The 22,913-nt window shown below is 65.9% G+C and carries 24 protein-coding genes and 1 tRNA gene; 10 read left to right on the top strand and 15 right to left on the bottom strand.

Going from position 1 to position 22,913, the window contains the following annotated elements:
* Nucleotides 1–27: 27 nt before the first annotated feature.
* Together AUL31_RS10310 and tsaD are read right to left on the bottom strand one after the other, a co-directional pair.
* On the bottom strand, nucleotides 28–1,017 hold the full coding sequence (locus AUL31_RS10310) for an NAD(P)H-dependent glycerol-3-phosphate dehydrogenase (RefSeq protein WP_060605594.1): 990 nt from the start codon (nucleotides 1,015–1,017) through the stop codon (nucleotides 28–30).
* A complete protein-coding gene (tsaD, locus tag AUL31_RS10305) occupies nucleotides 1,014–2,084 on the bottom strand; it encodes a tRNA (adenosine(37)-N6)-threonylcarbamoyltransferase complex transferase subunit TsaD (RefSeq protein ID WP_060606058.1) in 1,071 nt (356 codons plus the stop codon). The genes AUL31_RS10310 and tsaD overlap by 4 nt, the downstream gene beginning before the upstream one ends.
* Nucleotides 2,085–2,282: 198 nt before the next feature.
* On the opposite strand from tsaD, the gene hemC reads away from it, so the two are divergent.
* The 7 genes from hemC to AUL31_RS10270 all read left to right on the top strand — a co-directional run bounded on the left by hemC (nucleotide 2,283) and on the right by AUL31_RS10270 (nucleotide 9,301).
* Complete coding sequence (hemC, locus tag AUL31_RS10300; RefSeq protein WP_060605591.1) at nucleotides 2,283–3,218, top strand: hydroxymethylbilane synthase; 936 nt, start codon at nucleotides 2,283–2,285, stop codon at nucleotides 3,216–3,218.
* Nucleotides 3,218–3,925 carry a uroporphyrinogen-III synthase gene (locus tag AUL31_RS10295; protein WP_060605588.1) on the top strand — a complete coding sequence of 236 codons (708 nt, stop codon included), beginning with the start codon at nucleotides 3,218–3,220 and terminating at the stop codon, nucleotides 3,923–3,925. The genes hemC and AUL31_RS10295 overlap by 1 nt, the downstream gene beginning before the upstream one ends.
* Before the next feature lie 140 nt (nucleotides 3,926–4,065).
* Entirely contained in the window at nucleotides 4,066–5,670 is a 1,605-nt protein-coding gene (locus AUL31_RS10290) for a COG4223 family protein (protein ID WP_060605586.1), read from the top strand.
* A 9-nt stretch (nucleotides 5,671–5,679) separates the two neighbouring features.
* Nucleotides 5,680–7,164, top strand: a complete 1,485-nt coding sequence (locus AUL31_RS10285) for a heme biosynthesis protein HemY (RefSeq protein WP_060605584.1) — start codon at nucleotides 5,680–5,682, stop codon at nucleotides 7,162–7,164.
* A gap of 76 nt (nucleotides 7,165–7,240) precedes the next feature.
* Nucleotides 7,241–7,705: a tellurite resistance TerB family protein gene (locus tag AUL31_RS10280; RefSeq protein ID WP_060605581.1), complete on the top strand. Its 465-nt coding sequence runs from the start codon at nucleotides 7,241–7,243 to the stop codon at nucleotides 7,703–7,705.
* Nucleotides 7,698–8,480 (top strand): glutamine amidotransferase, encoded by a 783-nt coding sequence (locus tag AUL31_RS10275; protein WP_082646897.1) that lies wholly within the window; start codon nucleotides 7,698–7,700, stop codon nucleotides 8,478–8,480. The genes AUL31_RS10280 and AUL31_RS10275 overlap by 8 nt, the downstream gene beginning before the upstream one ends.
* 65 nt (nucleotides 8,481–8,545) lie before the next feature.
* Nucleotides 8,546–9,301 carry an alpha/beta fold hydrolase gene (locus tag AUL31_RS10270; protein WP_244489374.1) on the top strand — a complete coding sequence of 252 codons (756 nt, stop codon included), beginning with the start codon at nucleotides 8,546–8,548 and terminating at the stop codon, nucleotides 9,299–9,301.
* 62 nt (nucleotides 9,302–9,363) lie between these two features.
* On the opposite strand, the gene AUL31_RS10265 is transcribed toward AUL31_RS10270, so the two are convergent.
* From AUL31_RS10265 to AUL31_RS10255, 3 genes are all read right to left on the bottom strand, one after another.
* Nucleotides 9,364–10,536, bottom strand: coding sequence for a zinc-dependent alcohol dehydrogenase (locus AUL31_RS10265; protein WP_060605575.1), 1,173 nt, complete (start codon nucleotides 10,534–10,536; stop codon nucleotides 9,364–9,366).
* Between the two features lie 39 nt (nucleotides 10,537–10,575).
* Nucleotides 10,576–11,457: a manganese catalase family protein gene (locus AUL31_RS10260; RefSeq protein ID WP_060605572.1), complete on the bottom strand. Its 882-nt coding sequence runs from the start codon at nucleotides 11,455–11,457 to the stop codon at nucleotides 10,576–10,578.
* A gap of 145 nt (nucleotides 11,458–11,602) precedes the next feature.
* Complete coding sequence (locus AUL31_RS10255) at nucleotides 11,603–12,406, bottom strand: Crp/Fnr family transcriptional regulator (protein WP_060605569.1); 804 nt, start codon at nucleotides 12,404–12,406, stop codon at nucleotides 11,603–11,605.
* A gap of 170 nt (nucleotides 12,407–12,576) precedes the next feature.
* On the opposite strand from AUL31_RS10255, the gene AUL31_RS10250 reads away from it, so the two are divergent.
* A complete protein-coding gene (locus AUL31_RS10250) occupies nucleotides 12,577–12,822 on the top strand; it encodes a hypothetical protein (protein ID WP_060605566.1) in 246 nt (81 codons plus the stop codon).
* A 66-nt stretch (nucleotides 12,823–12,888) separates the two neighbouring features.
* On the opposite strand, the gene AUL31_RS10245 is transcribed toward AUL31_RS10250, so the two are convergent.
* The 4 genes from AUL31_RS10245 to AUL31_RS10230 form a co-directional block, all read right to left on the bottom strand.
* Nucleotides 12,889–13,407 carry a YciE/YciF ferroxidase family protein gene (locus AUL31_RS10245; protein ID WP_060605562.1) on the bottom strand — a complete coding sequence of 173 codons (519 nt, stop codon included), beginning with the start codon at nucleotides 13,405–13,407 and terminating at the stop codon, nucleotides 12,889–12,891.
* Nucleotides 13,408–13,588: 181 nt separating this feature from the next.
* Nucleotides 13,589–13,879: a type II toxin-antitoxin system RelE/ParE family toxin gene (locus AUL31_RS10240; RefSeq protein ID WP_060605559.1), complete on the bottom strand. Its 291-nt coding sequence runs from the start codon at nucleotides 13,877–13,879 to the stop codon at nucleotides 13,589–13,591.
* Entirely contained in the window at nucleotides 13,872–14,141 is a 270-nt protein-coding gene (locus AUL31_RS10235; RefSeq protein ID WP_060605554.1) for a type II toxin-antitoxin system ParD family antitoxin, read from the bottom strand. Before AUL31_RS10235 ends, AUL31_RS10240 begins: the two co-directional genes overlap by 8 nt.
* A 270-nt stretch (nucleotides 14,142–14,411) precedes the next feature.
* Nucleotides 14,412–14,487: transfer RNA gene (locus AUL31_RS10230), tRNA-Ala, on the bottom strand.
* Between the two features lie 133 nt (nucleotides 14,488–14,620).
* Here AUL31_RS10230 and AUL31_RS10225 point away from each other — a divergent pair.
* Both AUL31_RS10225 and AUL31_RS10220 read left to right on the top strand, forming a co-directional pair.
* The gene (locus tag AUL31_RS10225; RefSeq protein ID WP_039188140.1) at nucleotides 14,621–14,917 is read left to right on the top strand and encodes a YggT family protein; all 297 of its coding nucleotides are present in this window, start codon (nucleotides 14,621–14,623) and stop codon (nucleotides 14,915–14,917) included.
* A gap of 34 nt (nucleotides 14,918–14,951) precedes the next feature.
* Nucleotides 14,952–15,515, top strand: a complete 564-nt coding sequence (locus AUL31_RS10220) for a hypothetical protein (protein WP_060605551.1) — start codon at nucleotides 14,952–14,954, stop codon at nucleotides 15,513–15,515.
* Between the two features lie 6 nt (nucleotides 15,516–15,521).
* On the opposite strand, the gene ppa is transcribed toward AUL31_RS10220, so the two are convergent.
* From ppa to AUL31_RS10190, 6 genes are all read right to left on the bottom strand, one after another.
* Nucleotides 15,522–16,058, bottom strand: a complete 537-nt coding sequence (gene ppa / locus AUL31_RS10215) for an inorganic diphosphatase (protein WP_060605547.1) — start codon at nucleotides 16,056–16,058, stop codon at nucleotides 15,522–15,524.
* Between the two features lie 90 nt (nucleotides 16,059–16,148).
* Nucleotides 16,149–16,808: a methionine ABC transporter permease gene (locus AUL31_RS10210; RefSeq protein WP_060605543.1), complete on the bottom strand. Its 660-nt coding sequence runs from the start codon at nucleotides 16,806–16,808 to the stop codon at nucleotides 16,149–16,151.
* Nucleotides 16,805–17,860, bottom strand: coding sequence for a methionine ABC transporter ATP-binding protein (locus AUL31_RS10205; RefSeq protein ID WP_060605540.1), 1,056 nt, complete (start codon nucleotides 17,858–17,860; stop codon nucleotides 16,805–16,807). Before AUL31_RS10205 ends, AUL31_RS10210 begins: the two co-directional genes overlap by 4 nt.
* Complete coding sequence (locus AUL31_RS10200) at nucleotides 17,854–18,669, bottom strand: MetQ/NlpA family ABC transporter substrate-binding protein (RefSeq protein WP_060605537.1); 816 nt, start codon at nucleotides 18,667–18,669, stop codon at nucleotides 17,854–17,856. Before AUL31_RS10200 ends, AUL31_RS10205 begins: the two co-directional genes overlap by 7 nt.
* A gap of 185 nt (nucleotides 18,670–18,854) precedes the next feature.
* Nucleotides 18,855–20,687, bottom strand: a complete 1,833-nt coding sequence (gene typA / locus AUL31_RS10195; RefSeq protein WP_060605534.1) for a translational GTPase TypA — start codon at nucleotides 20,685–20,687, stop codon at nucleotides 18,855–18,857.
* A 152-nt stretch (nucleotides 20,688–20,839) separates the two neighbouring features.
* Nucleotides 20,840–22,894: a M3 family metallopeptidase gene (locus AUL31_RS10190; protein WP_060605531.1), complete on the bottom strand. Its 2,055-nt coding sequence runs from the start codon at nucleotides 22,892–22,894 to the stop codon at nucleotides 20,840–20,842.
* Between the last annotated feature and the right edge of the window lie 19 nt (nucleotides 22,895–22,913).

Below are 22,913 nucleotides of genomic sequence, written 5' to 3'. Positions count from 1 at the left end.
GATCGATCCTCTTTCGGTTTTGAACTGTCAGTCCGTCTCGCGCTTCAGGGGGCGCGACAGAAGCGCCCGGATGGCGTCGTCCAGCGAGACCGACCCTTCCAGCACGTCGGCGACGGTCTGGATGATGGGGGCCTCGATGCCGTGCTGGCGGGCAAGCCGCGCCGCGATGCTGGCGGAATGGACCCCCTCCGCCAGCTTCAGCGTGGTCAGATCCTCGCCGCGCCCGAGGGCGGCGCCATAGGCGAAATTGCGCGACTGGTCGCTGGAGCAGGTCAGGACGAGGTCGCCGAGGCCGGACAGGCCCATCAGCGTTTCGGTCCGCGCGCCGAGCGCCTCGCCAAGGCGGCGCAGTTCCACGAAGCCGCGTGTGATGATGGCTGCCCCGGCGGACGGCCCCATGTGCCGTCCGGCAATGGCGCCCGCCGCCAGCGCAAGCACGTTCTTCAGGGCGCCGCCGGCCTCGACGCCGACGATGTCGCTGGAGGCATAGATGCGCAGCGTATCGCCCGACAGCACCGCGGCAAGCCTGTCGGACAGGTCCACGTCCTCGGCGGCCAGCGTGACCGCGGTGGGTAGGCCGCGCGCAACGTCATGCGCGAAGCTGGGGCCGGACAGCACCGCAAGCGGCTGGTCGGGCAGTTCGTCGGCCACGACCTGCGAGGCAAAGCGCCCGGTGCTCTTTTCGATGCCCTTGCTGCACAAAACCAGCGGCAGCCCGGCCGGCAGGAAGGACTTCAACTCCCGCGCCAGGATGCGTAGCGTCTGGGCCGGTACGACGATCAGGGCCATCTCGGCGCCGTCGAAGGCGCTTTCGAGGTTGTCCGTTGCGGTCAATTCCACCGGCAGTCCAACCCCCGGCAGGTAGGCCGGGTTTTCATGCGTCTCGTTGACGGCGTCCACCGTCTGCCGCTCGCGGGCATACAGCGTCACGTCGTGCCCGTTGCGGGACGCAACGGTAGCCAGCGCGGTACCCCACGCTCCTCCGCCGATCACCGCGATCCTCCGGCGTTCCGTCATGCCTTCGCTCCCCTCTTGCCGAAGCCCAGCACGGGCGCGGCGTCCTTGTCCAGCGGCCAGCGCGGCCGGATGGCCCCCGTATCGCCCGAAAGGCCGGCCTCGATCCGCTCCAGCCCGGCATAGGCGATCATCGCGGCATTGTCGGTGCACAGCGCCGGTGGCGGCGCAACGAGCCGCACTCCGTGGCGCCGCGCGGCCGCGTCCAGTACGGCGCGGATGGCGCCATTGGCCGCGACGCCCCCCGCGACCGCCAGCACGGGGTCGGCGAGGCCTGGCCATTCCGCTCGGAAACGGGCCAGTGCACGCTCCACCCGGTCGCCCAGGCTTTCGGCCGCCGCCTGCTGGAAGCCGGCGCACAGATCCGCGACGTCACCGTCGGACAGGGGGCTTGCCGCTTCCGCCGCAAGGCGCAACGCCGTCTTGAGGCCGGAAAAGCTGAAATCGAGCCGGCTTTCGCCCTTCATTGGGCGCGGCAGGCGGAAGCGCGCAGCATCGCCTTGAAGTGCCATTCTTTCCACTGCGGGGCCGCCGGGATGCGGCAGGCCGAGCAGCTTGGCCGTCTTGTCGAAGGCTTCGCCGAGCGCGTCGTCGATGGTGGTGCCCCACCGCTCATAGGCGCCGAGGCCGCGCACCAGCAAAATCTGCGTGTGGCCGCCGGATACCAGCAGCAGGAGATAGGGATAGGACAGGCCATCGGTCAGGCGCGGCGTCAGCGCATGGCCTTCCAGATGGTTGATGCCGATGAAGGGCAGGCCCGCAGCGGCAGCGATGGAGCGCCCCGTCATGGCGCCCACGATCAGCCCGCCGATCAGCCCGGGGCCCGTGGTGGCTGCCACCGCGCTGACGTCACCGAGCCTGAGCCCGGCCTCGGCCAGCGCCGCCCGCACGATGCCGTCGATCGCCTCCACATGGGCGCGCGCGGCGATCTCCGGCACGACGCCGCCATAGGCGGCATGGTCGTCCACCTGGCTGTAGACGACGTTGGACAGGATGCGGCAGGCGCCGTCGGCATCGCGGCCGGTTATGCTGGCGGCCGTTTCGTCGCAGCTCGTCTCGATACCCAGCACCCAGCGCCCACCGGCCGCGCGGGCGGTGTGGCCGGTTATCCCGGGTGATGCGGCAGCATGCGGCAATGAAACGATCCCTTTTGGTCAGTTGCCGACATAGCGTCTTGCAGCGCAAAGCGCCACCGCTGCGCGAAGCACCGATGGGCCGGCCGCCATTTTGCTTGCATTCGGCAGGCAAGGTGCGGCATTCCGGGCCGCATGACAGAGGCTTATCCCATCCGCATCGGTACGCGTGGCAGCAAGCTGGCCCTGGCGCAGGCGCAGGAGGTCCGTGCCCGGCTCATGAAGGCCCATGCGCTGCCGCAGGATGCCTTCTCCATCGAGATCATGTCCACCGCCGGCGACCGCATCCAGGACAGGGCGCTGTCCGAAGTGGGGGGCAAGGGCCTGTTCACGCAGGAGATCGAGGATGGTCTCAGCGACGGCAGGCTGGACATCGCCGTCCACTCTTCCAAGGATATGGCGACGACGCTGCCGCACGGGCTCCACATCGGGGCCTACCTGCAGCGGGAGGACGTGCGCGATGTCTTCATCGGGCGGCTTGCGCCGAGCCTGCAGGAACTGCCGCCCGGTGCGGTGGTCGGCTCGGCCTCGCTGCGGCGGCAGGCCTTGATCCGCCGCATGCGGCCCGATCTCGACGTCATCATCTTCCGTGGCAATGTGCAGACGCGTCTGGCGAAGCTGGAAAATGGCGCGGCCGATGGCACGCTTCTGGCCATGGCCGGGCTCAATCGCCTCGGCATGGCGGATGTGGCTACACAGGTTCTGGACCCGGAAACGTTCCCGCCGGCGCCGGGGCAGGGCGCAATCTGCATCGAGTGCCGTATCGCGGACGAGCGGATAGAGCGCCTCATCGCGCCGCTCGACCACGCACCGACGCATGCGGCTTTGACGGCGGAGCGCGCCTTCCTGCGGCGGCTGGACGGCTCCTGCCGCACGCCCATTGCGGCTTTGGCGCAGTTGGAGGGCGACGGGCTAAGCCTCCATGGCATGATCCTGACGCCGGACGGCACGCGCATGTTCGAGGACCGGTTGGCAGGGCCGGCGGCCGAGGCGGCGCTGCTTGGCGACGCGCTCGGCGCCGCGCTGCTGGACCGCGCCGGCCCCGATTTCTTCACCGGCTGGGGCGGTTGATGCGGGTTCTGCTGCTACGCGAGGTAACGCGTGCGGCGGACACTGCCACGGAGCTGCGCGCGCATGGGCTGACGCCGCTTCTGTTGCCTCTGGAAACGGTGGAGATGCTGTCACCGAGGCTCGATTCCGATGGCTTCGGCATCCTGGCAGTAACGAGCGCCCACGCTTTGCCATGGCTGCAACGCCATTACCCTCCAGACGGGCGCGCGCTTTTCGCCGTCGGGCCTGCCACCGCAGCCGCAGCAAAGCGATTCGGCTATGACGATGTCACGGCGGCAGACGGCGATGCCGCCTCGCTGGCCGGCCTGCTGACCAAGTGGGCCGCAGGGCGGCGCATCCTTTATGCAGCCGGTCTGCCCCGCCGCCCCGATCTGGAAACGGCTTTGGCACGGGCCGGGCTGAGCTTCACCACGGCGGATGTCTACCGCGTCGTCAGCCGTCAGCCCTCGCCGGAAGAGGTGGAAGCCGCGCTGGGCGATTGGCCGGCGGATTGCGTGATGCTTCTGTCTGCCGGGCAGGCCGAAGCCTATGGGCAGCTTCACGCCCGGTTTGGCGATGTGGTGGGCGCAGGGCCGCTTTTCTGTCTGTCGGAGCGCATCGCGGCGGCGGTTCTGCCCAGCCTTCGGCACAATTGCATCGTTTCTCCCATACCGGCCATGGACAGCCTGATCGATGCGATGCTTCGGTATCGTTGCACTCTGCCGTGACGGCGCTACATGCAGGAACGCGAATGCCCGGCCCCGATGGCGTGCCGGGTTGACGGCGCAGGGGTCGATGCCGACCCTTGACCGAGAATCGAGATTTGGGGCCGGCGGCAGCCGGTCCGACAAGGGAACGGAGCAAGCGCATGGCGAATCGTCCGCGGCGGTCGAAGGCGAGCGACACGACCGCCCCCAAGACCATCGACCTGACGGCGGAGGGCAAAATCCCCGCCGAAGGTGCACCGCAGGTCGAAGGGCCGGATCCGGCCGGAGAGCCACTGCCAGAACCGGCTTCTGCGCCAGGCGCTGCGCCGGAGCCAGGCACTGCATCTGCCTCGGAGCCTACGCCAGCGTCGCAGCCTGCGCCCAAGCCCGAAAGCCGGCTGCCGGCGCCCAGCCAGCAGCCCTCGGCCACCGCCGGGGACGGCGTGGCCGAGCAGGCGGCATCGCAGGACCGGTCCCGTGCGACGCCAAAGCCCGAAAGCGCGGCTGCGGCCAAGGCGGATACGGCCGCCGACGCGCACCCGGACAGCGCTACCGACGCCTTTGCCGCCGAGGAAGGCTTCACCCGGCCCCTGTCCGAGGCCGACCTTTCCGAATTCGAGGATGACGAGACGGTGCTGTCGGCCGCTGCGCCGAATGCCGCCGCCGCGCCCGAAGCCGCCCCCTATGCCGAGCCGGAAATCCATCCCGCGCCGCCCACGACCGGCTCCCTCGTCGGGGCAGCCGTCGGCGGGGCGGTGATCGCGCTCGTCGGTGGCGGTATCCTGCTTTATGGCGGCCTCCTGCCGGGGCTGCCCGTGGCCCAGCCCGCAGCATCGCAGTATGCCTCGGCCGGAGAGGTCCAGCGCCTGTCCGGAGACGTCTCCGCCATGCGCGAGGTGGTGGAGCAGATCCAGTCCGCCCAGGCCGCCGGCGGTGCGACGACCTCGCCTGTGTCGGCAACGGATTTCTCGGCTCTGTCGGATCGCGTCGCGGCGGCGGAGCGGACGTTGCAAAGCGGCACGTCCGCTTCGGGCGATCTCGCGACCGCGCTCGACGATGTCCGCTCGCAGATCGATCAGGTGCGCCAGGCGGCCGATGCGGCGCAACAGGCCGCTACCAGTGCAGCCGACACGGCCAACAGCGCCAATGAGGCGTCAACCGCTGCGCGCGGCGATGCGCAACAGGCCGGGCAGCAGGTGGCGTCCATCGGCAGCCGCGTCGATGCCATCGAATCGGCCAACCGCAACGCCGCCATCGCTTTGTCCGCCGCCGCGTTGAAGGCAGCGATCGACCGGGGCGGCGGCTTCATGCCGGAGCTGGAAGCCTATGCGCAGGCCAGCGGCGGCGGCGAGGCGGTGGACGCCCTGCGCGACAGTGCCGCCAGCGGCGTGACGACCTTGGCGCAGCTACAGGCCGACTGGCCGGAGCTGGAGCGGACTTTGCTTCTGGCGGTTCGTCCGGAAACGGCGAACGCGCCGGTTGGAGACCAGTTCATGGCCGGGCTCCGCTCGCTCGTCACGGTGCGTCCCGAGGGTGCGGCCAGCGAGACGGCAGAGGGCCCGGAAGGCGCGGTGGCGCGCATGGATTCGGCCCTGCGGCAGGGCGATCTGTCCACGTTCCTGTCCGAGCGCCAGACCCTGCCGGAACCCGCACAACAGGCGAGCGCCGATTTTGCCGCCAGGGTCGAGGCGCGCCTGCAGGCCGGCGAGCTGGTCGATGGCGCTTTGACCAATGCCCTGAACGCAACCACCCCGACGGCGGAGTGAGGCCAAGATATGCTGCGTATTCTCGCGTTTTTTCTTCTTGTCCTTGCCGCCGGCCTCGGCTTCGCCTGGCTTGCCGATAATCCCGGCACGGTCAGCATCGTCTGGCAGGGGCAGGAGCTGCGCACCAGCTTCATGGTGCTCGTCATCGCGCTGGGCCTGGTGGTACTGGGCGCCGTGCTTCTGTTCTGGCTGTTCCAGGCGCTCTTCGGCGCGCCGGACAGGATCGGCCGCTTCTTCGATATGCGCCGCCGCGACCGTGGCTACCGCGCCCTGTCCAACGGCATCCTGGCCGCCGGCGCGGGCGATGCCGTAACGGCGCGCCGCATGGAACGGCAGGGGCAGAAGCTCCTGTCCGCTGAAAAGGAACCGTTGCTGCGCTTTCTCGACGCGCAGACCGCGATGATCGAGGGCGACCATGCCCGCGCCCGGCGCGTGTTCGAAACCATGGAAAGCGATTCCGACACGCGGCTTCTGGCGCTGCGCGGCCTGTACCTGGAGGCGGAACGCGCAAGCGACATGACGGCCGCGCGCCACTACGCCGAGCAGGCGGTGCGCATTGCGCCGCATGTGCCATGGGCGGGTAACGCAGTGCTGGAGCTGAAGGCTGCGGAAGGGGATTATGACGGGGCGCTCGCCATATTGGAGGCGCAACGCAATTCGCGGTTGATCGAGCGGTCGGAAAGCCATCGCCAGCGCGCCGTCCTTCTGACGGGCAAGGCCATCGCCCTGTCGGATTCGGACCCGGCAGCCGCGCGCACCGCAGCGCGCGAGGCGCAGAAGCTGCAGCCCGATTTCACCCCCGCGGCCCTGGTCGCGGCAAAGGCGCTGGTGCGCCTCGAAGACAGCCGCAAGGCGCAGAAGATCCTGGAATCCTCCTGGCGGGCCGAGCCGCATCCCGATGTGGCCGCTGCCTATGTTCATCTGAATGCCGGCGACAGCGCCGAAGAGCGCCTTCGGCGGGCGCAGCGCCTGGCCGGCTACCACCCCGACCATCCGGAATCGCATCTTGCGGTGGCGCATGCCGCCTTCGAGGCGCGGCATTATCCGCTGGCGCGGACCGAGGCGGAAGCCGTCGCCGCCAAAACCCCCCGCGAAAGCGTCTATCTGCTGCTCGCCGATATCGAAGAGGCCGAGGGTGGCCCGGAAGGGCGCGTGCGCGCCTATATGCAAAGGGCCCTGCGCGCGCCGAAAGATCCGGCCTGGACGGCCGATGGCGTCGTCTCGCGCGAGTGGCGGCCATTCTCGCCCGTGACGGGCAAGATCGACGCCTTCACATGGAAAGCGCCGATGGAGGCCGAGGCCGGGGAGGGTGCGTTGCTGGAAGAGGTTCCCCTGCCGCCGCGCCACGAAATCGAGCAACGGCCGGTAACGGTCGAGACCGTCGATGACGGGCCTGTCGTGGAGCCGGCCGCCGCCAACGATGTGGATGCCCCGCCGGCTGTGGCAAAGGACGGCGAGACTTACGAAGCGCGCAAGGAAGCACGGTTCAATTGATTTCGCCGGGGGAACACGCGATGCTGCATTGCAGTATTGTGGATCGAATCCACGGTGATGGAGACGGCAGGCAGACATGCTCGACCGCCTGAAGGAATTTCTGGAGGGGTTCGCCATGCCGGTGGACCGCGCGCGGCCGGGCGTCGACGATCCCCGTGTGGCCATAGCTGCGCTGCTCTACCATCTCTGTGCCGCCGACGGGGTGGTTACCCCGGACGAGTCGGACCGCATCCATGAGCTGATCGCCGACAAGTTCGCCATCGGACCGGCCGAGGCATCCCGCATCATAGAGGCGGGGCGCGAGGCCGACGAGGAGGCCGTGGACCTGTTCGCCTTCACCAGCGTCCTGATGCGTCATCTGGACGAGGATTCCCGCCTGCGCTTCGTGCGGGCTCTGTGGGAGGTCAGCCTTGTGGATGGCCAGCTTGGCGAGCTGGAGGATAATCTTATCTGGCGTATCTCTGACCTTCTGGGCATCTCCACCCGCCAGCGCATGGAAGCCAAGCACTATGCCGCAGGGCGGCTCAAGGGCGATGGCTGACGGCGGCGAACCGCGCGGCCTGGTCGGCATCGAGGCGGATGCCGAGCGGCGTTACGCGTTGGACGCGATCGACGATCCACGCCCCATCCTTGTCGTGCTGCATCAGGAAACCTCGACGCCGGGCCGTGTGGGGCAGTTGCTGGACGCGGCCGGCGTCGGCCTCGATATCCGCCGCCCCGTTATGGGAGAAGCTCTCCCACCGACGCTGGACGAGCATCGCGGGGCCATCGTTTTCGGCGGTCCGCCCAGCGCCAACGACGCCGAGCCGCATTTGCGGGCGGAGGTGGACTGGATGTCGGTTCCCCTGCGTGAGGAAAGGCCGTTTCTCGGCATCTGCCTCGGCGCACAGATGCTTGCCAAGCATCTTGGTGCCAGGGTCGGCCCGCATCCGGACGGGCTGGTCGAGGTGGGATATTATCCGGTGCGCTCGACATTCGAGGGGCGCAGCCTGCTGCCGCACTGGCCGGGCATGGTCTACCAGTGGCACCGGGAGGGGTTCGACCTGCCGGCGGGGGCCCGTCTGCTGGCGGAGGGCGATACCTTTCCCAACCAGGCCTTCAGCTATGGCGGCAAGGCCTTCGGCGTGCAGTTCCATGCAGAGCTGACGCTGGCGATGATGCATCGCTGGACGACGCATGGTCATGAACGGTTGACGCTGCCGGGCGCACAGGCACGCGGTGCGCATTTCACTGGCCGTGCCATCTACGATGCGCCCGTCCGCCGCTGGCTTGAACAGATGCTGGCAATGATCTTCGGTGGCCCGGTGCGGACATGACATGCGCTCCGCTACCGTTGCCACATACATCGTTCATCACCGGGAACGCGGTACGATGGGGCCGGATGGGTAGCGGGCCACCCCTTGTCGCCGTCCATGGCACGCCCTTTTCATCGCAGGTCTGGCGGCGGATCGTGCCGCATCTCGCCGCCCATCGCACCACCTACTATTTCGACCTGGTGGGTTACGGCCAATCGGACATGCGTGACGGGCAGGATGTCTCCCTCGGCGTTCAGAACCTGGTTCTGGCGAGCCTGTTCCACGAGTGGGGATTGGATCGTCCGGACATGCTGGCGCATGATTTCGGCGGCGCCACCAGTTTGCGCGCATATTATCTCGATGGGTTGCGCTATGCCTCGCTAACGATCTTCGACGCGGTCGCTCTCGCGCCCTGGGGCTCGCCCTTCGTGCAGCATGTGCGTCGGCATGAGACCGCCTTCGCAACCATGCCCACCTATATGCACCGCGCTTTGCTGGAAGCGTACCTCCAGACGGCCGCGCATCTGCCGCTGGCGGGCGAAGTAATGGACATCTACTGCGCGCCCTGGTTGGGTCCGGTCGGGCAGCCGGCATTCTACCGCCAGATCGCGCAGATGGATCAGTCGTTCACGGACGCGGTTCAGGCAACCTATGCGCGGATGGATTGCCCCGTCACGGTGCTGTGGGGCGAGGAGGATGCATGGCTCCCCCTTGCGCAGGGCGAGGCGCTGGCCGGCCTCATTTCGGATGGACCCTGCATTCCGATACCGGGTGCCGGCCATCTCGTGCAGGAAGACCGGCCCGAGGCCATCGTGGCGGCGGTGTTGAACAGGATCGCCTGAGCCGTTGCGGACAGTTCGGTATCAAGCGTCCGAGGGGGCGCCGTTGCCGGCGCCCCCATCGTTCAACTGAGGTTGAAGACGACCTTGGTGCAGCCGTCGCGCTTTTCCTTGAACGCCTTGTAGAGGTCCGGACCGTCGGCCAGATCGGCGCTTCGGTGGCTGATCAAAGAGGTCATGTCGACCTTGCCCTCCCGGATCAGCTTCGTCAGCGGCTCCAGGTAGCGTTTGACATGCGTCTGTCCGCTGCGGAGCGTCAGGCTTTTCTGGACCACCTGGCCCATATTGATCGACAGCGGACCACCGTAGACACCGGGTATCGACACCACGCCACCGGGACGCACGGACTGGATCGCCTGGGACAGCGCGAACTGCCGCTCGGCGGGTGCGACCTTCTCCTTGATGGTCGACAGGATGCCGCCTTGCCCATGGCCGGCATCGGCCTCCATGCCCACGCAGTCGATCACCGCGTCGGCGCCTTCGCCGCGGGTGATCTCCCTAATCCGTTCGAAGACATCCTCCTTCTCGAAGTCGATGATGTCGGTCGCCCCGGCCCGTCGCGCAAGCTGGATACGCTCCGGCACCGTCTCGATCGCAATCACCCGTTCGGCGCCCAGAAGCCTGGCCGACTGGATCGCGAAGAAGCCAACCGGGCCACAGCCCCACACGGCAACCGTTTCGCCGCCCTTCAGGTCACATTGTTCCGCGCCCTGGTAGCCGGTCGGGAAGATGTCGGTGAGAAACAGAACGTCGTCGTCGCTCATCCCCTCCGGCACCGTGATCGGTGCGAAGTCGGCCATCGGCACCCGGACATACTCGGCCTGTCCGCCGGAGTAGCCACCGAGAATATGCGAGTAGCCAAACAGCCCGGCGATCGGGTAGCCGAACATCTCGGCCGCCTTGTCGCCATTGCGGTTCGACCGCTGGCAGCAGGAGTAGAGGCCCATCTTGCACATGCGGCATTCGCCGCAGTTGATGTTGAAGGGGACGACGATGCGATCGCCCTTCTTCAGCGGATGGTTAGGCGAGCCGACCTCGACCACCTCGCCCATGAATTCGTGCCCGAGAATGTCGCCGCTGTGCATTTCGGGCATGAGCCCGTCCATCAGATGCAGGTCCGAGCCGCAGATGGCGCAACTCGTGACCTTGATGATCACGTCACGCGCATCTTCGATCGAAGGGTCGTCGACCGTGTCGCAACGTATGTCGTTGGTTCCGTGCCAGCATAAAGCTTTCATAGGAAGCCTCCTTGTCTTCGTTTGCTCGGCGTCGCCGCCTTAAAAGTTCCGTTCGATCGCGCCTTCGACCCTTCCGATGATGCCCTCGGTGCCCGACTTCGAGGTTTGGCCGGTCTGCGCTCCTCCGTCCGGGCGGGCCGGTGCAAGCGAAGGCTTGCCGCCCATCGCCTCGGACTGCATGGCCGAGAACTCGCCCTTGCCGTCCATCGCAGGTCCGGATGTCCAGCGCCCTTCCGGGATGGAGCCGTCGACCATGTGGCCGAAATAGGCGTAGGAGTATTTCTGGTTCTCTTCCGACTGCGGGAAGGAGTTCGGGATCGGCAGGTTTGCCGTCTCGCCGCCCATATCCTCAAGGGCTGCCAGCCATTGCTGCTGGTGCATCGTGTCCCGCGCGATCATGAAGGAGAGCATCTCCTTCATCCCGGGATCGTCGGTCATGTTGTAGAGGCGCACCGCAAGGGCGCGGCCCGAGCTTTCCGCCGTGACATTGGCATACATATCGGCGGCGATATTACCCGAGGCGTAGACATGCGACATGTCGAACGGAATGCCGTTCGCATCTACCGGCATCGCGGCAAGGCCCGCTGACAGGATATGGCGCATGTCCATGCCGTTCAGCACCGCGCCGCCGGCGACATCCGCCGAAACGTCTTCCTGCAGCGACAGCGGCGCCTTCTCGAGGTTGAGCGCAACCGCGGTCGCCAGCATCTCGATGTGGCCGAGTTCCTCAGTGGCCGTATTCAGAAGCATGTCGCGGTACTTGGCCGGGCCCCGGGCGCCGAACGCCTGGAACATGTACTGCATGGCGACGCGGATTTCGCCTTCAACGCCGCCGATCGCCTGCTGGAGCGCCTTGGCGAAGAGCGGGTTCGGCTTCTCGACGCGTACCGGAAACTGAAGTTTACCGTCAGTGTAGAACATGAAAATCCCCTTCGGATGGGGGCGCCCGCCCGCGTTTTGCAGGAGCGCCTTACAAGGGGCTACGTCGTCACGGATGGGCCGTTCCGCCTTCGCGGCGGGTAATCGCCACCAAAGGCAAAATACCGCCGGTACCGGGCAAATTCCGTTATACCGCTTTATGTTCCCGGTTGCGGGCGGGGGTTTCTCCGAGCCCGGCCGTCGCCAGCGAACGGCCCTGAGAGGGATTCTCCAGCCGCTTTCCGGCGGTCTTGAAATGCAGGTAGGCCGGGTCGAAATCGGCAAAGGCCGTCAGCGCCGGAATGTCGGGGATCGTAATGATACGGCCCACCTGGGTGATCAGGTTGGCTCGGCGCATCATCTGCAGCGCGCGATTGACCGATACCGTCGTCAGCCCCACCGTATCGGCGAGTTCGGATTGCGTCACGGGCAGTTGGAAACTGTTGCCGCTGGCATGGCCCACGGCCTGCAGCCGGAAGAACAGTTCGCAGACGATATGCGCCACCCGGCGGTCGGGCTCGCGGCGCCCGACGTTCAAAAGCCATTCCCGCAGGATCGCTTCATCGACAAGCGACGACCACCACAAAGCCCGCGCCAGTGCCGGCCGCTCCGTCAGCATCGCTATGTCCGCTTCCTTCAGCCTGACCACGACGCATTCGCTGCGTGCCGCGATGCTGTGGTCCATCCGCTCCAGGACGAAGGTGTAGAGATCGCAGAAATCACCCGGCACGAGGTACCCGATGATCTGCCGTTTGCCGTTCGGCAGCAGCTTGTAGCGATATGCGAGGCCTTCGAGCACGAGATGCACGAACTCGGCCGCATCGCCCTGGTTGATGATCTCGGTGCCGGGGGGCAGGCGGCGTCCCGCACCGACGACGGCGTGGAGAAGATCGCAATCCGCCTGAGGCAGCGTGTTTCCACGAAGGAGTTTTGCGACGACTGGTGAAACCAATTCTGCCTCCCTGTTTACAGGCTCTTCGGTTGCCGGGCCTTCGCTCCACCTGGGAGCGCCCGAGCGTTTCGGGAACGATCGGGTAAGGTGGTCGTATATGAACTGTGAGACGGCGTGGTCCAGTGGCTCCCGCTTCATCAGCAACCGACAAGATTGGATCGACATAGCCGATGGCCAAGCGAAGCTTACTCAATCGTATCTTCTCATTCGGCCAGTCGCCCGAGGCGGACCGCCGTGCCGAGAAGGAGGATCTTGTGGCAGCGCCCGATATCGGCGCCAGGACGCAAGGCTCTCCCGACAACGATGCACATCATCCTGCGGCCGCTTCTACCGATACGGATACGGAGGCCGGCGCGGATCCGCGCGCGTCGGACGAAGGCGGCATCACGCCGCTGTCGCCGACGCCCAGAAAATAGAACGCATACATGAAAGGAGGGGCCAAAGGCCCCTCCCGCTTGCAGCATATCCTGTCTGAACTGCCGTCAGGCCGACTTGCGCTTGGCGGCCGGCTTTTCGGTGTCTCCGTAGGACAGGCCGTCGGCAATCTCGCTCAGCAGTGCATCCGTTGCCTTCTCTTCTTCGAGCGTCTGCTCCAGAAGCGGCACGGCGTCGGTGTAGCCGAGTTTCTCGGCCCAGGTCTTAAGAAGGCCGTAGCGGGCGATCTCGTAATGCTCGACCGCCTGTGCGCAGCCGATCAGCACCTGATCGGCGGCGTCCGTTCCGGCGAAATCCTCCAGGTCTTCCTCCATCTCGGAGGTGATGCCCTGCATCGCTTCGCAGGTTTTTGCCCGTGGCGTCTTGCCGATGATCTCGAACACCTGAACGAGCCGCTCGACCTGTTCGGCGCTTTCTTCGCCGTGCTTGGTGAATGCGTCCTTCAGCTCCTGCGCCTCGGCGGCCTTGGCCGACTTCTTCAGCGCCTTCACCGACTGCTTCTCGGCGTAGTAGACGTCCTTCAAGGTCTCGTGGAACGCATCCGCGAGCGTCTTTTCCGTAGCCATGTGATGATCCCTTCACCTGATCCGGCCGGGTGGCCGATCCATGCGAGAGAAAGTGCGCGGACAGACGCAGGTTCCGGCAAAATTAACGGTCGAGGCTAGCAATTTCGGCTGCGACTGTGCGGCCCATGGCAATACGGTTGGAAACCGCCGGGCTTGGTACTGCGGTGGTTGTACGGAGAGTCTACAGTGAGAGCCGTCGGACGCTGCTCTTGTGTACGACGGCGAGGATCAGCACGCCGGACGGCATCTCCTGGTACAGGAGGATGTGGGACTGATGCTCGTAACGGCGAACGCCTGCTGCGATAACGTCGGCATTGCGCCCCAGTCGGGGATTCTCGGCAAGGAGCTGGAAAACATGCTCGAGGTCGGCGGCATATGCTTCGGCCTGCCGCTCGCCGAATTTTCCGTACCCGAAGAGAAAGATGTCGAAGAGATCATCTCTGGCCCGTTTGGTGAGGCCATAATTACTCACTCAGCAAGCCTTTTTCCCGCGCCGCTTTCCTGGCGTCGGCGATGATGCTCGATACTGATTGATCGCTGACACCACTCTCACGGGATTCCATCACGATGCGTTTGAGATCGTTCAGCGTCAGCTCGGGATGTGAACGGCGCTCACGGTCCCTTCGGACCAGATCGCGCACGTAATCGCTCGTGCTGGCATATTCACCTTGTTTGATCTGAGCCTCGATCCAGTCCTTCATCGGATCGGGCAGGGAGATAGTCATGGTTGCCATCGCAGCCTCCTGTCTCCCGCGATCATAGCGAAGATAAGAATATTTCACAAATATTCTTATCACAAAGACCGGTCGGTTGCAGGCCGAGGGCAGGCATCGAACGGAGTTCGACTTCCTCGCAAGCCCTCACGCGTTTCGGAGTTATGTTCGACTGAAGGATAGGAGGATCGTGTTTCGGCAGGCCTTTGCAGGCGGATTCGATCTCACCGGACCAACGAGGGTCGAACCGCAAAATCGGAAGATTCGGAGAGCATTGTCATGGGGAGGAACTGGTGGAGCTGAGCGGGATCGAACCGCTGACCTCGTCATTGCGAACGACGCGCTCTCCCAACTGAGCTACAGCCCCGTCCACCTGTTCGAGTGGGCTTCTAGTGCGCTGGCCCGCCGGCTGTCAAGCGCGATGTCACGAAGCGGTGCTTTCCGACACGGGTCCCGATGCGCTACAGGAGAGCCGTCGTTTCCACGAGGCTTACATCCCCATGCTCGCAGTCATTCAGCTCGTACTGCTTATCCTCAATATCCTCTGGTGGATCATCATCGCGTCCGCCGTGCTGTCCTGGCTCTTCGCCTTCAATATCGTCAATCCGCGTAACCAGTTCGTGGGCATGATCGGTGAATTCCTGTATCGCGTCACCGAGCCGATCTACCGGCCCATCCGTCGCGTGCTGCCCGATCTCGGCGGTATCGACCTGTCGCCCCTCGTCGTCCTTCTGGGCATCTTCTTCCTGCAGCAACTGATCATATACTCCATTGCGCCGGTCCTGCTCGGCATGTGACCCTGGCGCCATGGGCGCATAGGAGGCGTTTGCGATGATGCACTGGCTGCTTGTCCCGCTTCTGGCCATGACGGCAGCCGGCGGGCAGGCGCCTCCCGCGCGGGACAGCATCACCACCGCCGCCACGCCCCTGTTCCTGAACCGGTGCGAGGCCCTTTCGGAAGCGGCATGGCGATGCGCCGGGCTGCCGGGTACGGATGTCTTCGTGTCCGAGGAAGAGAAGGGGAGCTGGCGCGTCGCGGTGGGTGTCCCGGAAGGCAGATCGCCGACATTCCGTCTGCCGCATATTCTGGGCCGCACCATGGAATGGCGCATCGCCGGCAACCGGCCGCTGGCCGGCATCGTGCGCTATCGTTTTCCGAGGCCTTCGGGCAGCGGTACGGATGATCTTCTGGCAGTGGTGAAAGCCGGCGGCGTTGCCGGTCCGGGGTGCCTGGCCGCCTTCGTGGATGTCGCAGCCAACAGCGCGGCGATGGAACTGGCGCGCGAGGCCGCCGATGCGGTGGCCCCGCGCTTTCGCTGTGGCGTCGATACGCTGGAGGCGGTCGGCCGCGTGTCCGCCCGGACACGCGACGAATTGATGCCCGCCCTCAAGTGAGGCCGGTTACTTGCTCGAAGCCTCGTAGCGCTCGATAGCCTCGAGGATCAGCCGGCGTGCATGCTCGGAGCCGCCCCATTCGCCGATCTTCACCCATTTGCCGGGCTCCAGATCCTTGTAGTGCTGGAAGAAGTGCTCGATCTGCTTCAGGGTGATTTCCGGAAGGTCGGTGTGCTCGCGCACCTTCTCGTAGCGCAGGGTCATGTCGGCCGAAGGAACCGCGATCACCTTCTCGTCCTGGCCCTTGTTGTCTTCCATCACCAGAACGCCGATGGGGCGCACGGCGATGACGCAGCCCGGCAGCAGCGGGCGCGTGTTGCAGACGACCACGTCGATCGGGTCTCCGTCGTCCGACAGCGTATGCGGCATGAAGCCGTAATTGCCGGGATAGACCATCGGCGTATAGAGGAAGCGGTCGACGAAGAGCGCGCCTGACGCCTTGTCCATCTCGTACTTGATGGGCTGGCCGCCTACCGGAACTTCGATGATGACGTTGATGTCTTCCGGCGGGTTCTTGCCGCGCGGGATCGCCTCGATCTTCATTGGGCACATCCTTGAAATTGGAAACTGTTTCTCGGCCTTGGCCACTAGCGCATTTCGCGACGAAGGGAAATCGCCAACAGCGCGCCCGGCTTACGACTTGCGATGGTCGAGCCGCGCCACGAGCCGGTCGCCACCCCATTGGAGCAGCCACACCATGGCCACCAGAACCAGCACGACCGCGATCATGACGTTCGTCTCGAACCTCTGGTAGCCATAGCGAATGGCAAGGTCGCCCAGCCCGCCGGCGCCTATGGCCCCGGCGATGGCCGTCGCGCCGATCAGCGTGACCAGGGTAACCACGAAGCCGGCGACAAGGCCCGGCAGGGCCTCCGGCACCAGGACCTCGCGGACGATGGTCCAGCGTGTCGCACCCATGGCGCGCGCCGCCTCGACGAGGTTCGGGTCCACCTCCCGCAGCGAAACCTCGGCCATGCGGGCGTAATAGGGAATGGCGGCGATGGACAGCGGCACGATGGCCGCCCACGTGCCGATGGACGTGCCGACGACAAAGCGCGTGAAGGGAATCAGCGCCACCAGAAGTATGATGAAGGGCACCGAGCGCAGCGCATTCACGATGCCGCCCAGCACCCAGTTGACGCCGCGGTTCTGCATGATGCCGCCCCGCGCCGTCAGCGTCAGCACCAGGGCGATGGGCAGGCCGACCACCAGCGATGCCGCGCCGGAAGCGCCGGTCATCAGCAGCGTTTCCCATGTCGCACGCAGGAACAGGTCGTACAGCGCCTGGTTCATCGCGCGATCACCTCGACCCGCAGGGCATAGGCGGACAGGGAAGCGATGACGTCCGGCAGCTCGGCCGCCGCACGCGGCGTCACGCCGATGAAGAGCCGCCCCACGGGCTGGCCCTGAACGTCTTCCACGCCGCCGCCAAGAATGCGCGCCGAGGCGCCATGGCGCAACGCGATTTCCGACAGGAAGGGCTTTCGGGCATTCTCGCCGCCGAGGTCCAGCCGCAGAAGCGTTTCTCCCTCGGTCAGCGCAGGCAAGGCGCCGCCGTCGCCAAGTGGTGCTTCCGGCATGACGGACGACAACAGCGCGACGGTTTCGGGCGCGGTCGGCGCCGCGAAGACACGCCAGGTCTCGCCCTGTTCCACGATACGCCCGCCATCCAGCACGACGACACGGCCGGCTATGCGGCGGATGACATCCATCTCGTGCGTGATCAGCGCGATCGTCAGGCCGAGCCGCCGGTTGATGTCGGCCAGAAGCCTCAGGATCTGCTCGGTCGTCTCCGGGTCGAGGGCCGAAGTCGCCTCGTCCGACAGAAGCAGTACAGGGTCTGCCGCGAGCGCGCGGGCAATGCCGACACGCTGCTTCTGCCCGCCGGAAAGCTGCGCCGGGTAGCGGTCTTCACGGCCGGTCAGGCCGACGAGGTCCAGAAGCTCGGCCACGCGCTGCCGGCGGGCGGCGCGGCCGTGGCCGCCGATCTTCAAAGGCAGGGCAACATTCTCGGCGACCGTCTTGTTGGCAAGCAGGTTGAAGTGCTGAAAGATCATGCCGATACGCCGGCGCACCGGCTGCAGCCCCGTTTCCGACAGGCCTTCGATGGCGCGGCCCTCAACCTCGACCGTGCCGCTGTCGGGCTTCTCGAGCCCGTTGATGCAGCGGATCAAGGTCGATTTTCCGGCGCCGGAGCGACCGATGATCCCGACGATCTCGCCTTTGCCGACCGCCAGGTCGATATCGCTGATGGCGGCATGGGTGCCGAAACGCTTGGAGACGCCGGCCAATCGCAGGATCGGCCGGGCGTGCGATGTCTGGTCGGAGTGACCCGGGCTCACCATGCGGGAAGCGTGGTGCCCTTGTAGACCGTTTCCAGCGCATCGGCGACGGGCTGGTTCTGGAACGAGGAGACGAGCGTCTTCACCCAGGGCTTGTCCTTGTCCTCGCTGCGCACGGCAATGAAGTTGCGGTAGGGATTGTCTTCCAGCGGCTCGATGGCGATCCGGTCGCCTTCGGCGGTCAGGCCGGCCTTGAAGGCCCAGTCGGTGTTGACCACGGCGGCGTCGAGATCGTCGATGGCGCGCCCGACGATACCGGCGTCCAGCTCCTGGATCCGGATGTTCTTCGGGTTCTCTTCCACGTCGATGGCCGTTGCCAGAACGCCGGCATCGGGCCGCAGCTTGATGAGACCTTCATGTTCCAGCAGCTTCAGCGCCCGCCCGCCATTTGACGGATCGTTCGGGATGCCGATCTGCGCACCGTCCGGAATTTCGGCAACGCTGCCGTATTTGCGGGTGTAGAGGCCGATGGGCTGGATCAGCGTGTAGCCGACCGGCTCGATGGCATAGCCATGCTGCTGGATCTGCGCTTCCAGATAGGGGCCGTGCTGGAAGGCATTGGCGTCGATTTCGCCATTGGCCAGCGCCTCGTTGGGCTGGATATAGTCCGAGAAGGGTACGATCGTCAGCGTCAGGCCCTGCTTGGCAGCTTGCTCGGCGACGGTCTTGAACACCTCTTCGGTCTCGCCTGCCATGACGCCGATGCGGATGGCGTCCTGCGCCTGCGCGGCGGACAGCGGCATGGCCGCGGCGGCCGACAGCGCGGCCAAAGTGGCGAAAAGGGTGCGGCGGGTCAGGGAGAGTGCGGTCATCTGGTGATTCCGGGTTGCCGTTGCGTCTGCGTTCCGGGCCAATCTGACGATGGCGCATTCGCAACGCAAAGCATGGCATTTCGCATTTGCGAAATTCTGCGCAAAAAACAGGCTCCGGATGCCTGAATTGCGATCACAAGGCCGAAAGGGCCCGGCTGCGTTCAGGCAGCCGGGCCGTTGGGATGTCAGGCAGCGGCCTTGCGGCTCTTCTCGAAGCGCTTGCGCTCGTTCGGGTCGAGATACAGCTTGCGCAGGCGGATGTTCTTCGGCGTCACTTCAACCAGCTCGTCGTCCTGGATCCAGGACAAGGCGCGGTCCAGCGTCATGCGGATGGGCGGGGTCAGCTTCACGGCTTCATCCTTGCCGGCGGCGCGGATGTTGGTGAGCTTCTTGCCCTTCAGCACGTTGACCTCGAGGTCGTTATCGCGCGAGTGGATGCCGATGATCATCCCCTCATAGACCTTGACGCCCGGGTCGATCACCATCGGGCCGCGATCCTCGAGGTTGAACATGGCGTAGGCCACGGCCTCGCCCGCCTCGTTGGCGATCAGCACGCCATTCGTGCGGCCCGGCAGCGGGCCCTTGTACGGCTGATAGGAGTGGAACAGGCGGTTCATGATCGCGGTGCCGCGCGTATCGGTCAGCAGCTCCGACTGATAGCCGATCAGGCCGCGCGTCGGCGCGTGGAACACCAGACGCTGGCGGCCGCCGCCCGAGGGGCGCAGCTCGACCATCTCGGCCTTCCGCTCGCTCATCTTCTGCACGACGATGCCGGAATGCTCTTCGTCGACGTCGATGACGACTTCCTCGATCGGCTCCAGCGTCTCGCCCGTGGCCTCGTCCTTCTGCATCACGACGCGCGGGCGCGAAACGCCGATCTCGAAGCCTTCGCGGCGCATCGTCTCGATCAGCACCGCGAGCTGCAGCTCGCCGCGGCCGGACACGAAGAACGAGTCCTTGTCTTCCGACTCTTCGATCTTCAGGGCCACGTTGCCCTCGGCCTCCTTCAACAGGCGGTCGCGGATGACGCGGCTGGTGACCTTGTCGCCTTCCGTGCCGGCCAGCGGGCTGTCGTTGACGATGAACGACATCGTCACGGTCGGCGGGTCGATCGGCTGGGCTTCCAGGGCGGTGGTCACGGACGGGTCGCAGAACGTGTCCGCGACGGTGCCCTTCTGCAGGCCGGCAATGGCGACGATGTCGCCTGCCTCGGCGTAATCGACGGGCTGGCGGTCGAGGCCGCGGAAGGCCAGGATCTTGGAGATGCGGCCGCTTTCAAGCTGCTTGCCTTCGCGGTCCAGAACCTTGACGGCCTGGTTGGGGCGGATCGAACCGGACTGGATGCGCCCGGTGATGAGGCGGCCGAGGAACGGGTTGGCCTCGAGGATGGTGCCGATCATCTCGAAGGGCTCGTCCTTGCCGGCCGTGCTGGGCTCCGGAACATGCTTGAGGATCAGGTCGAACAGCGGCGCCAAGCCCTGGTCCTGCGGGCCGGTGGGCGCATCGGCCATCCAGCCGCCGCGGCCCGAGCCGTAAAGGACGGGGAAGTCGAGCTGCTCTTCCGTTGCGTCGAGATTGACGAACAGGTCGAAGATTTCGTTCAGCACTTCTTCGTGGCGCTCGTCCGGACGGTCGATCTTGTTGATCGCCACGATGGGCTTGAGACCGACCTTGAGCGCCTTGGACAGCACGAACTTGGTCTGCGGCATCGGGCCTTCCGATGCGTCGACCAGGATGACCGCGCCGTCCACCATGTTCAGGATACGCTCGACCTCGCCGCCGAAATCGGCGTGGCCCGGCGTGTCGACGATGTTGATGCGCGTGTCTTTCCACTCCACCGAGGTCGCCTTGGCGAGAATGGTGATGCCGCGCTCTTTTTCGAGGTCGTTGGAGTCCATCGCACGCTCTTCGACGCGCTGGTTCTCGCGGACGGAGCCGGACTGTGCGAGCAACTTGTCGACGAGGGTGGTTTTTCCATGGTCGACGTGCGCGATGATCGCGATATTGCGGAGCTTCATGTGATCTCGCTCGGATAAAAGGGGTTCAAGCACACCAAAGGCACTTCCCCGCACTGGGAAAGCACCCTCGACAAGACTGTGCCGCTATTCTTTGGCGGTCCCTATACACTATCTTTCGCAGCCGCGAAAGGGTCGCCGCCAAGGAGATGCTGTCAGGCCGCAAGGCCCCGCTTGCGCATCAGCGCGCCGGCATCCGGCATGCGCCCCCGGAAGGCCTGATACAGCACGTCCGCCGGGCGGCTGTTGCCGGCCGAGTAGATGTTCCGCAGCAGGCTTTGCGCCATTTCGGGGTCGAATGGGTCGCCCGTTTCGGTGAACGCCTCGAAGGCGTCGGCGTCGAGCACTTCCGACCACATGTAGGAATAATAGCCCGACGCGTAGCCGTCGCCCGAGAAGACATGCGCGAAATGCGGCGACCGGTGGCGCATCACGATGGCGTCCGGCATGCCGATCCGTGCCAGCACCTCGGCCTCGGCCGCGACCGCGTCCTGCGGGGCCTCCGGCAATTCGTGGAGCGCAAGGTCCACCAGCGCCGAGGCGGTGAACTCCACCGTGTCGAAGCCGGCGTCGAAATTGCGCGTTTCCTCCATGCGGCTCAACAGGTCGGCGGGCAGCGGCTGACCGGTGTCGACATGCAGGGCATGCTTTTCCAGCACCTGCGGCACGCCCAGCCAATGCTCGTAGAGTTGCGAAGGCAGTTCTACGAAATCGCGGGAGACGGCCGTTCCAGCCAGCGATGGCCATGTCACGTCGGAAAGGAGGCCGTGCAGCGCATGGCCGAATTCGTGGAACAGGGTGCGCGCGTCGTCCATCGACAGAAGCGCCGGCTGGCCCTTCGCCGGTTTGGCGAAGTTGCAGATGTTGTAGATGATGGGCGTATGCCCGCCATCCAGCTTGTCCTGGCCGCGCAGCGCGCTCATCCAGGCGCCGGACCGCTTGGAGGAACGGGCGAAGTAGTCGCCGATGAAGATGCCGAGCGTCGAGCCATCGGCGCGCAGCACCCGCCAGACGCGCGCGTCGGGGTGCCATGCTTGCGCATCCTCGACGCGCTCGAATGTCAGGCCGAACAGCCGGTTGGCAACGTCGAACGACGCCTCGATCATCCGGTCGAGCTGGAAGTAGGGCTTCAACGCGCCCTCGTCGAAGGAGAATTCCGCCTGTCGCCGCCGCTCCGCATAATAGCGCCAGTCGGATGGGGCGAGGGCGGCGTTGTCGCCCTCCGCCGCCGCCAGCGCGGCCAGTGCCTGCGCATCCGCTTGCGCGCGGACGCGCGCCTTGTCCCACACGCTCGTCAGCAGCGTGCGCACGGCATCCGGCGTTTTGGCCATGCTGTCCGCCAGCTTGAAGGCCGCAAAGCTGTCATAGCCCAGCAGATGCGCCTTTTCGGCGCGCAGGCGCAGCGTCTCGGCCATGATCGGCCGGTTGTCGTGCGGGCCGTCATGCGCGCCCCGGGCCGTCCAGGCGGCGAAGGCCGTTTCGCGCAAGGCGCGGTCGCGGCAATAGGTCAGGAAGGGCACGATCAGGGAGCGGGACAGCGTCACGACGTGACCGGTGGTCCCGCGCTCTTCGGCGGCCTCGGCCATCGCGGCCACCAGCCAGGCCGGCAGGCCGTCCAGCGCCGCGTCCGGTACGGGCAAGGCGTAGGATTTCTCGTCGGCAAGGACGTTCTGCGAAAAGGCGGTGCCGAGCTCCGACAGCCGTGCGTTGATGGCGGCCAGCCGGTCGCGGTCGCCGCCGACCAGCCGCGCGCCGCTGCGCACGAAGCTAAGATGCATCCGCTCCAGCAGCCGCAGCGACTCCGCGTCGAGGCCCAGCGTATCGCGTGCCTCGTAAAGCGCGTCGATCCGCGCAAACAGCGCCGCGTTCAGCGAGATGGCCGAGAAATGGCGCGAGAGGCGGGGCGACACGGCGCGCTCCACCGCCTGCAGTGCATCGTCGGTATTGGCGCCGGCCAGCGCATGGAAGGTGGCCGATACGCGCCGCAAGAGACCGCCGGCGCGCTCCATGGCCGCGACGGTATTGTCGAAGCTGGCCGGTGCGTCCGCATCGGCGATGGCGGAAATCTCGTCGGCATGGCGGGCCATGGCAGCTTCAAAGGCCGGTTCGAAGCGATCGGCGGCAAGCTTCGAGAAGTCCGGGAGGCCGGCTGCCCCATCGAAATCGAAGGCGGACGCGTCGAATGGACTTAAGGCGTGTGGTGTGTTCAAGGGTGGCCTCGAAATGATA

This window comes from Aureimonas altamirensis (genome assembly GCF_001463885.1).
Taxonomy (GTDB): domain Bacteria; phylum Pseudomonadota; class Alphaproteobacteria; order Rhizobiales; family Rhizobiaceae; genus Aureimonas; species Aureimonas altamirensis.
Note: the sequence above shows the minus strand (reverse complement) of the source record. Positions and strands in the feature narration are given on the sequence as shown.

Bases quoted from the DNA above. Each gene is read 5' to 3' on its own strand.
- AUL31_RS10295 (WP_060605588.1), top strand. From the start codon at position 3,218: ATGCGGGTTCTGCTGCTACGCGAGGTAACGCGTGCGGCGGACACTGCC.
- AUL31_RS10275 (WP_082646897.1), top strand. From the start codon at position 7,698: ATGGCTGACGGCGGCGAACCGCGCGGCCTGGTCGGCATCGAGGCGGAT.
- hemC (WP_060605591.1), top strand. From the start codon at position 2,283: ATGACAGAGGCTTATCCCATCCGCATCGGTACGCGTGGCAGCAAGCTG.
- ppa (WP_060605547.1), bottom strand. From the start codon at position 16,058: ATGAAGATCGAGGCGATCCCGCGCGGCAAGAACCCGCCGGAAGACATC.
- AUL31_RS10225 (WP_039188140.1), top strand. From the start codon at position 14,621: ATGCTCGCAGTCATTCAGCTCGTACTGCTTATCCTCAATATCCTCTGG.
- AUL31_RS10290 (WP_060605586.1), top strand. From the start codon at position 4,066: ATGGCGAATCGTCCGCGGCGGTCGAAGGCGAGCGACACGACCGCCCCC.
- AUL31_RS10270 (WP_244489374.1), top strand. From the start codon at position 8,546: ATGGGTAGCGGGCCACCCCTTGTCGCCGTCCATGGCACGCCCTTTTCA.
- AUL31_RS10245 (WP_060605562.1), bottom strand. From the start codon at position 13,407: ATGGCTACGGAAAAGACGCTCGCGGATGCGTTCCACGAGACCTTGAAG.
- AUL31_RS10200 (WP_060605537.1), bottom strand. From the start codon at position 18,669: ATGACCGCACTCTCCCTGACCCGCCGCACCCTTTTCGCCACTTTGGCC.
- AUL31_RS10310 (WP_060605594.1), bottom strand. From the start codon at position 1,017: ATGACGGAACGCCGGAGGATCGCGGTGATCGGCGGAGGAGCGTGGGGT.
- AUL31_RS10265 (WP_060605575.1), bottom strand. From the start codon at position 10,536: ATGAAAGCTTTATGCTGGCACGGAACCAACGACATACGTTGCGACACG.
- typA (WP_060605534.1), bottom strand. From the start codon at position 20,687: ATGAAGCTCCGCAATATCGCGATCATCGCGCACGTCGACCATGGAAAA.
- AUL31_RS10285 (WP_060605584.1), top strand. From the start codon at position 5,680: ATGCTGCGTATTCTCGCGTTTTTTCTTCTTGTCCTTGCCGCCGGCCTC.
- AUL31_RS10260 (WP_060605572.1), bottom strand. From the start codon at position 11,457: ATGTTCTACACTGACGGTAAACTTCAGTTTCCGGTACGCGTCGAGAAG.
- AUL31_RS10205 (WP_060605540.1), bottom strand. From the start codon at position 17,860: ATGGTGAGCCCGGGTCACTCCGACCAGACATCGCACGCCCGGCCGATC.
- AUL31_RS10210 (WP_060605543.1), bottom strand. From the start codon at position 16,808: ATGAACCAGGCGCTGTACGACCTGTTCCTGCGTGCGACATGGGAAACG.
- AUL31_RS10250 (WP_060605566.1), top strand. From the start codon at position 12,577: ATGGCCAAGCGAAGCTTACTCAATCGTATCTTCTCATTCGGCCAGTCG.
- AUL31_RS10280 (WP_060605581.1), top strand. From the start codon at position 7,241: ATGCTCGACCGCCTGAAGGAATTTCTGGAGGGGTTCGCCATGCCGGTG.
- AUL31_RS10220 (WP_060605551.1), top strand. From the start codon at position 14,952: ATGATGCACTGGCTGCTTGTCCCGCTTCTGGCCATGACGGCAGCCGGC.
- AUL31_RS10235 (WP_060605554.1), bottom strand. From the start codon at position 14,141: ATGGCAACCATGACTATCTCCCTGCCCGATCCGATGAAGGACTGGATC.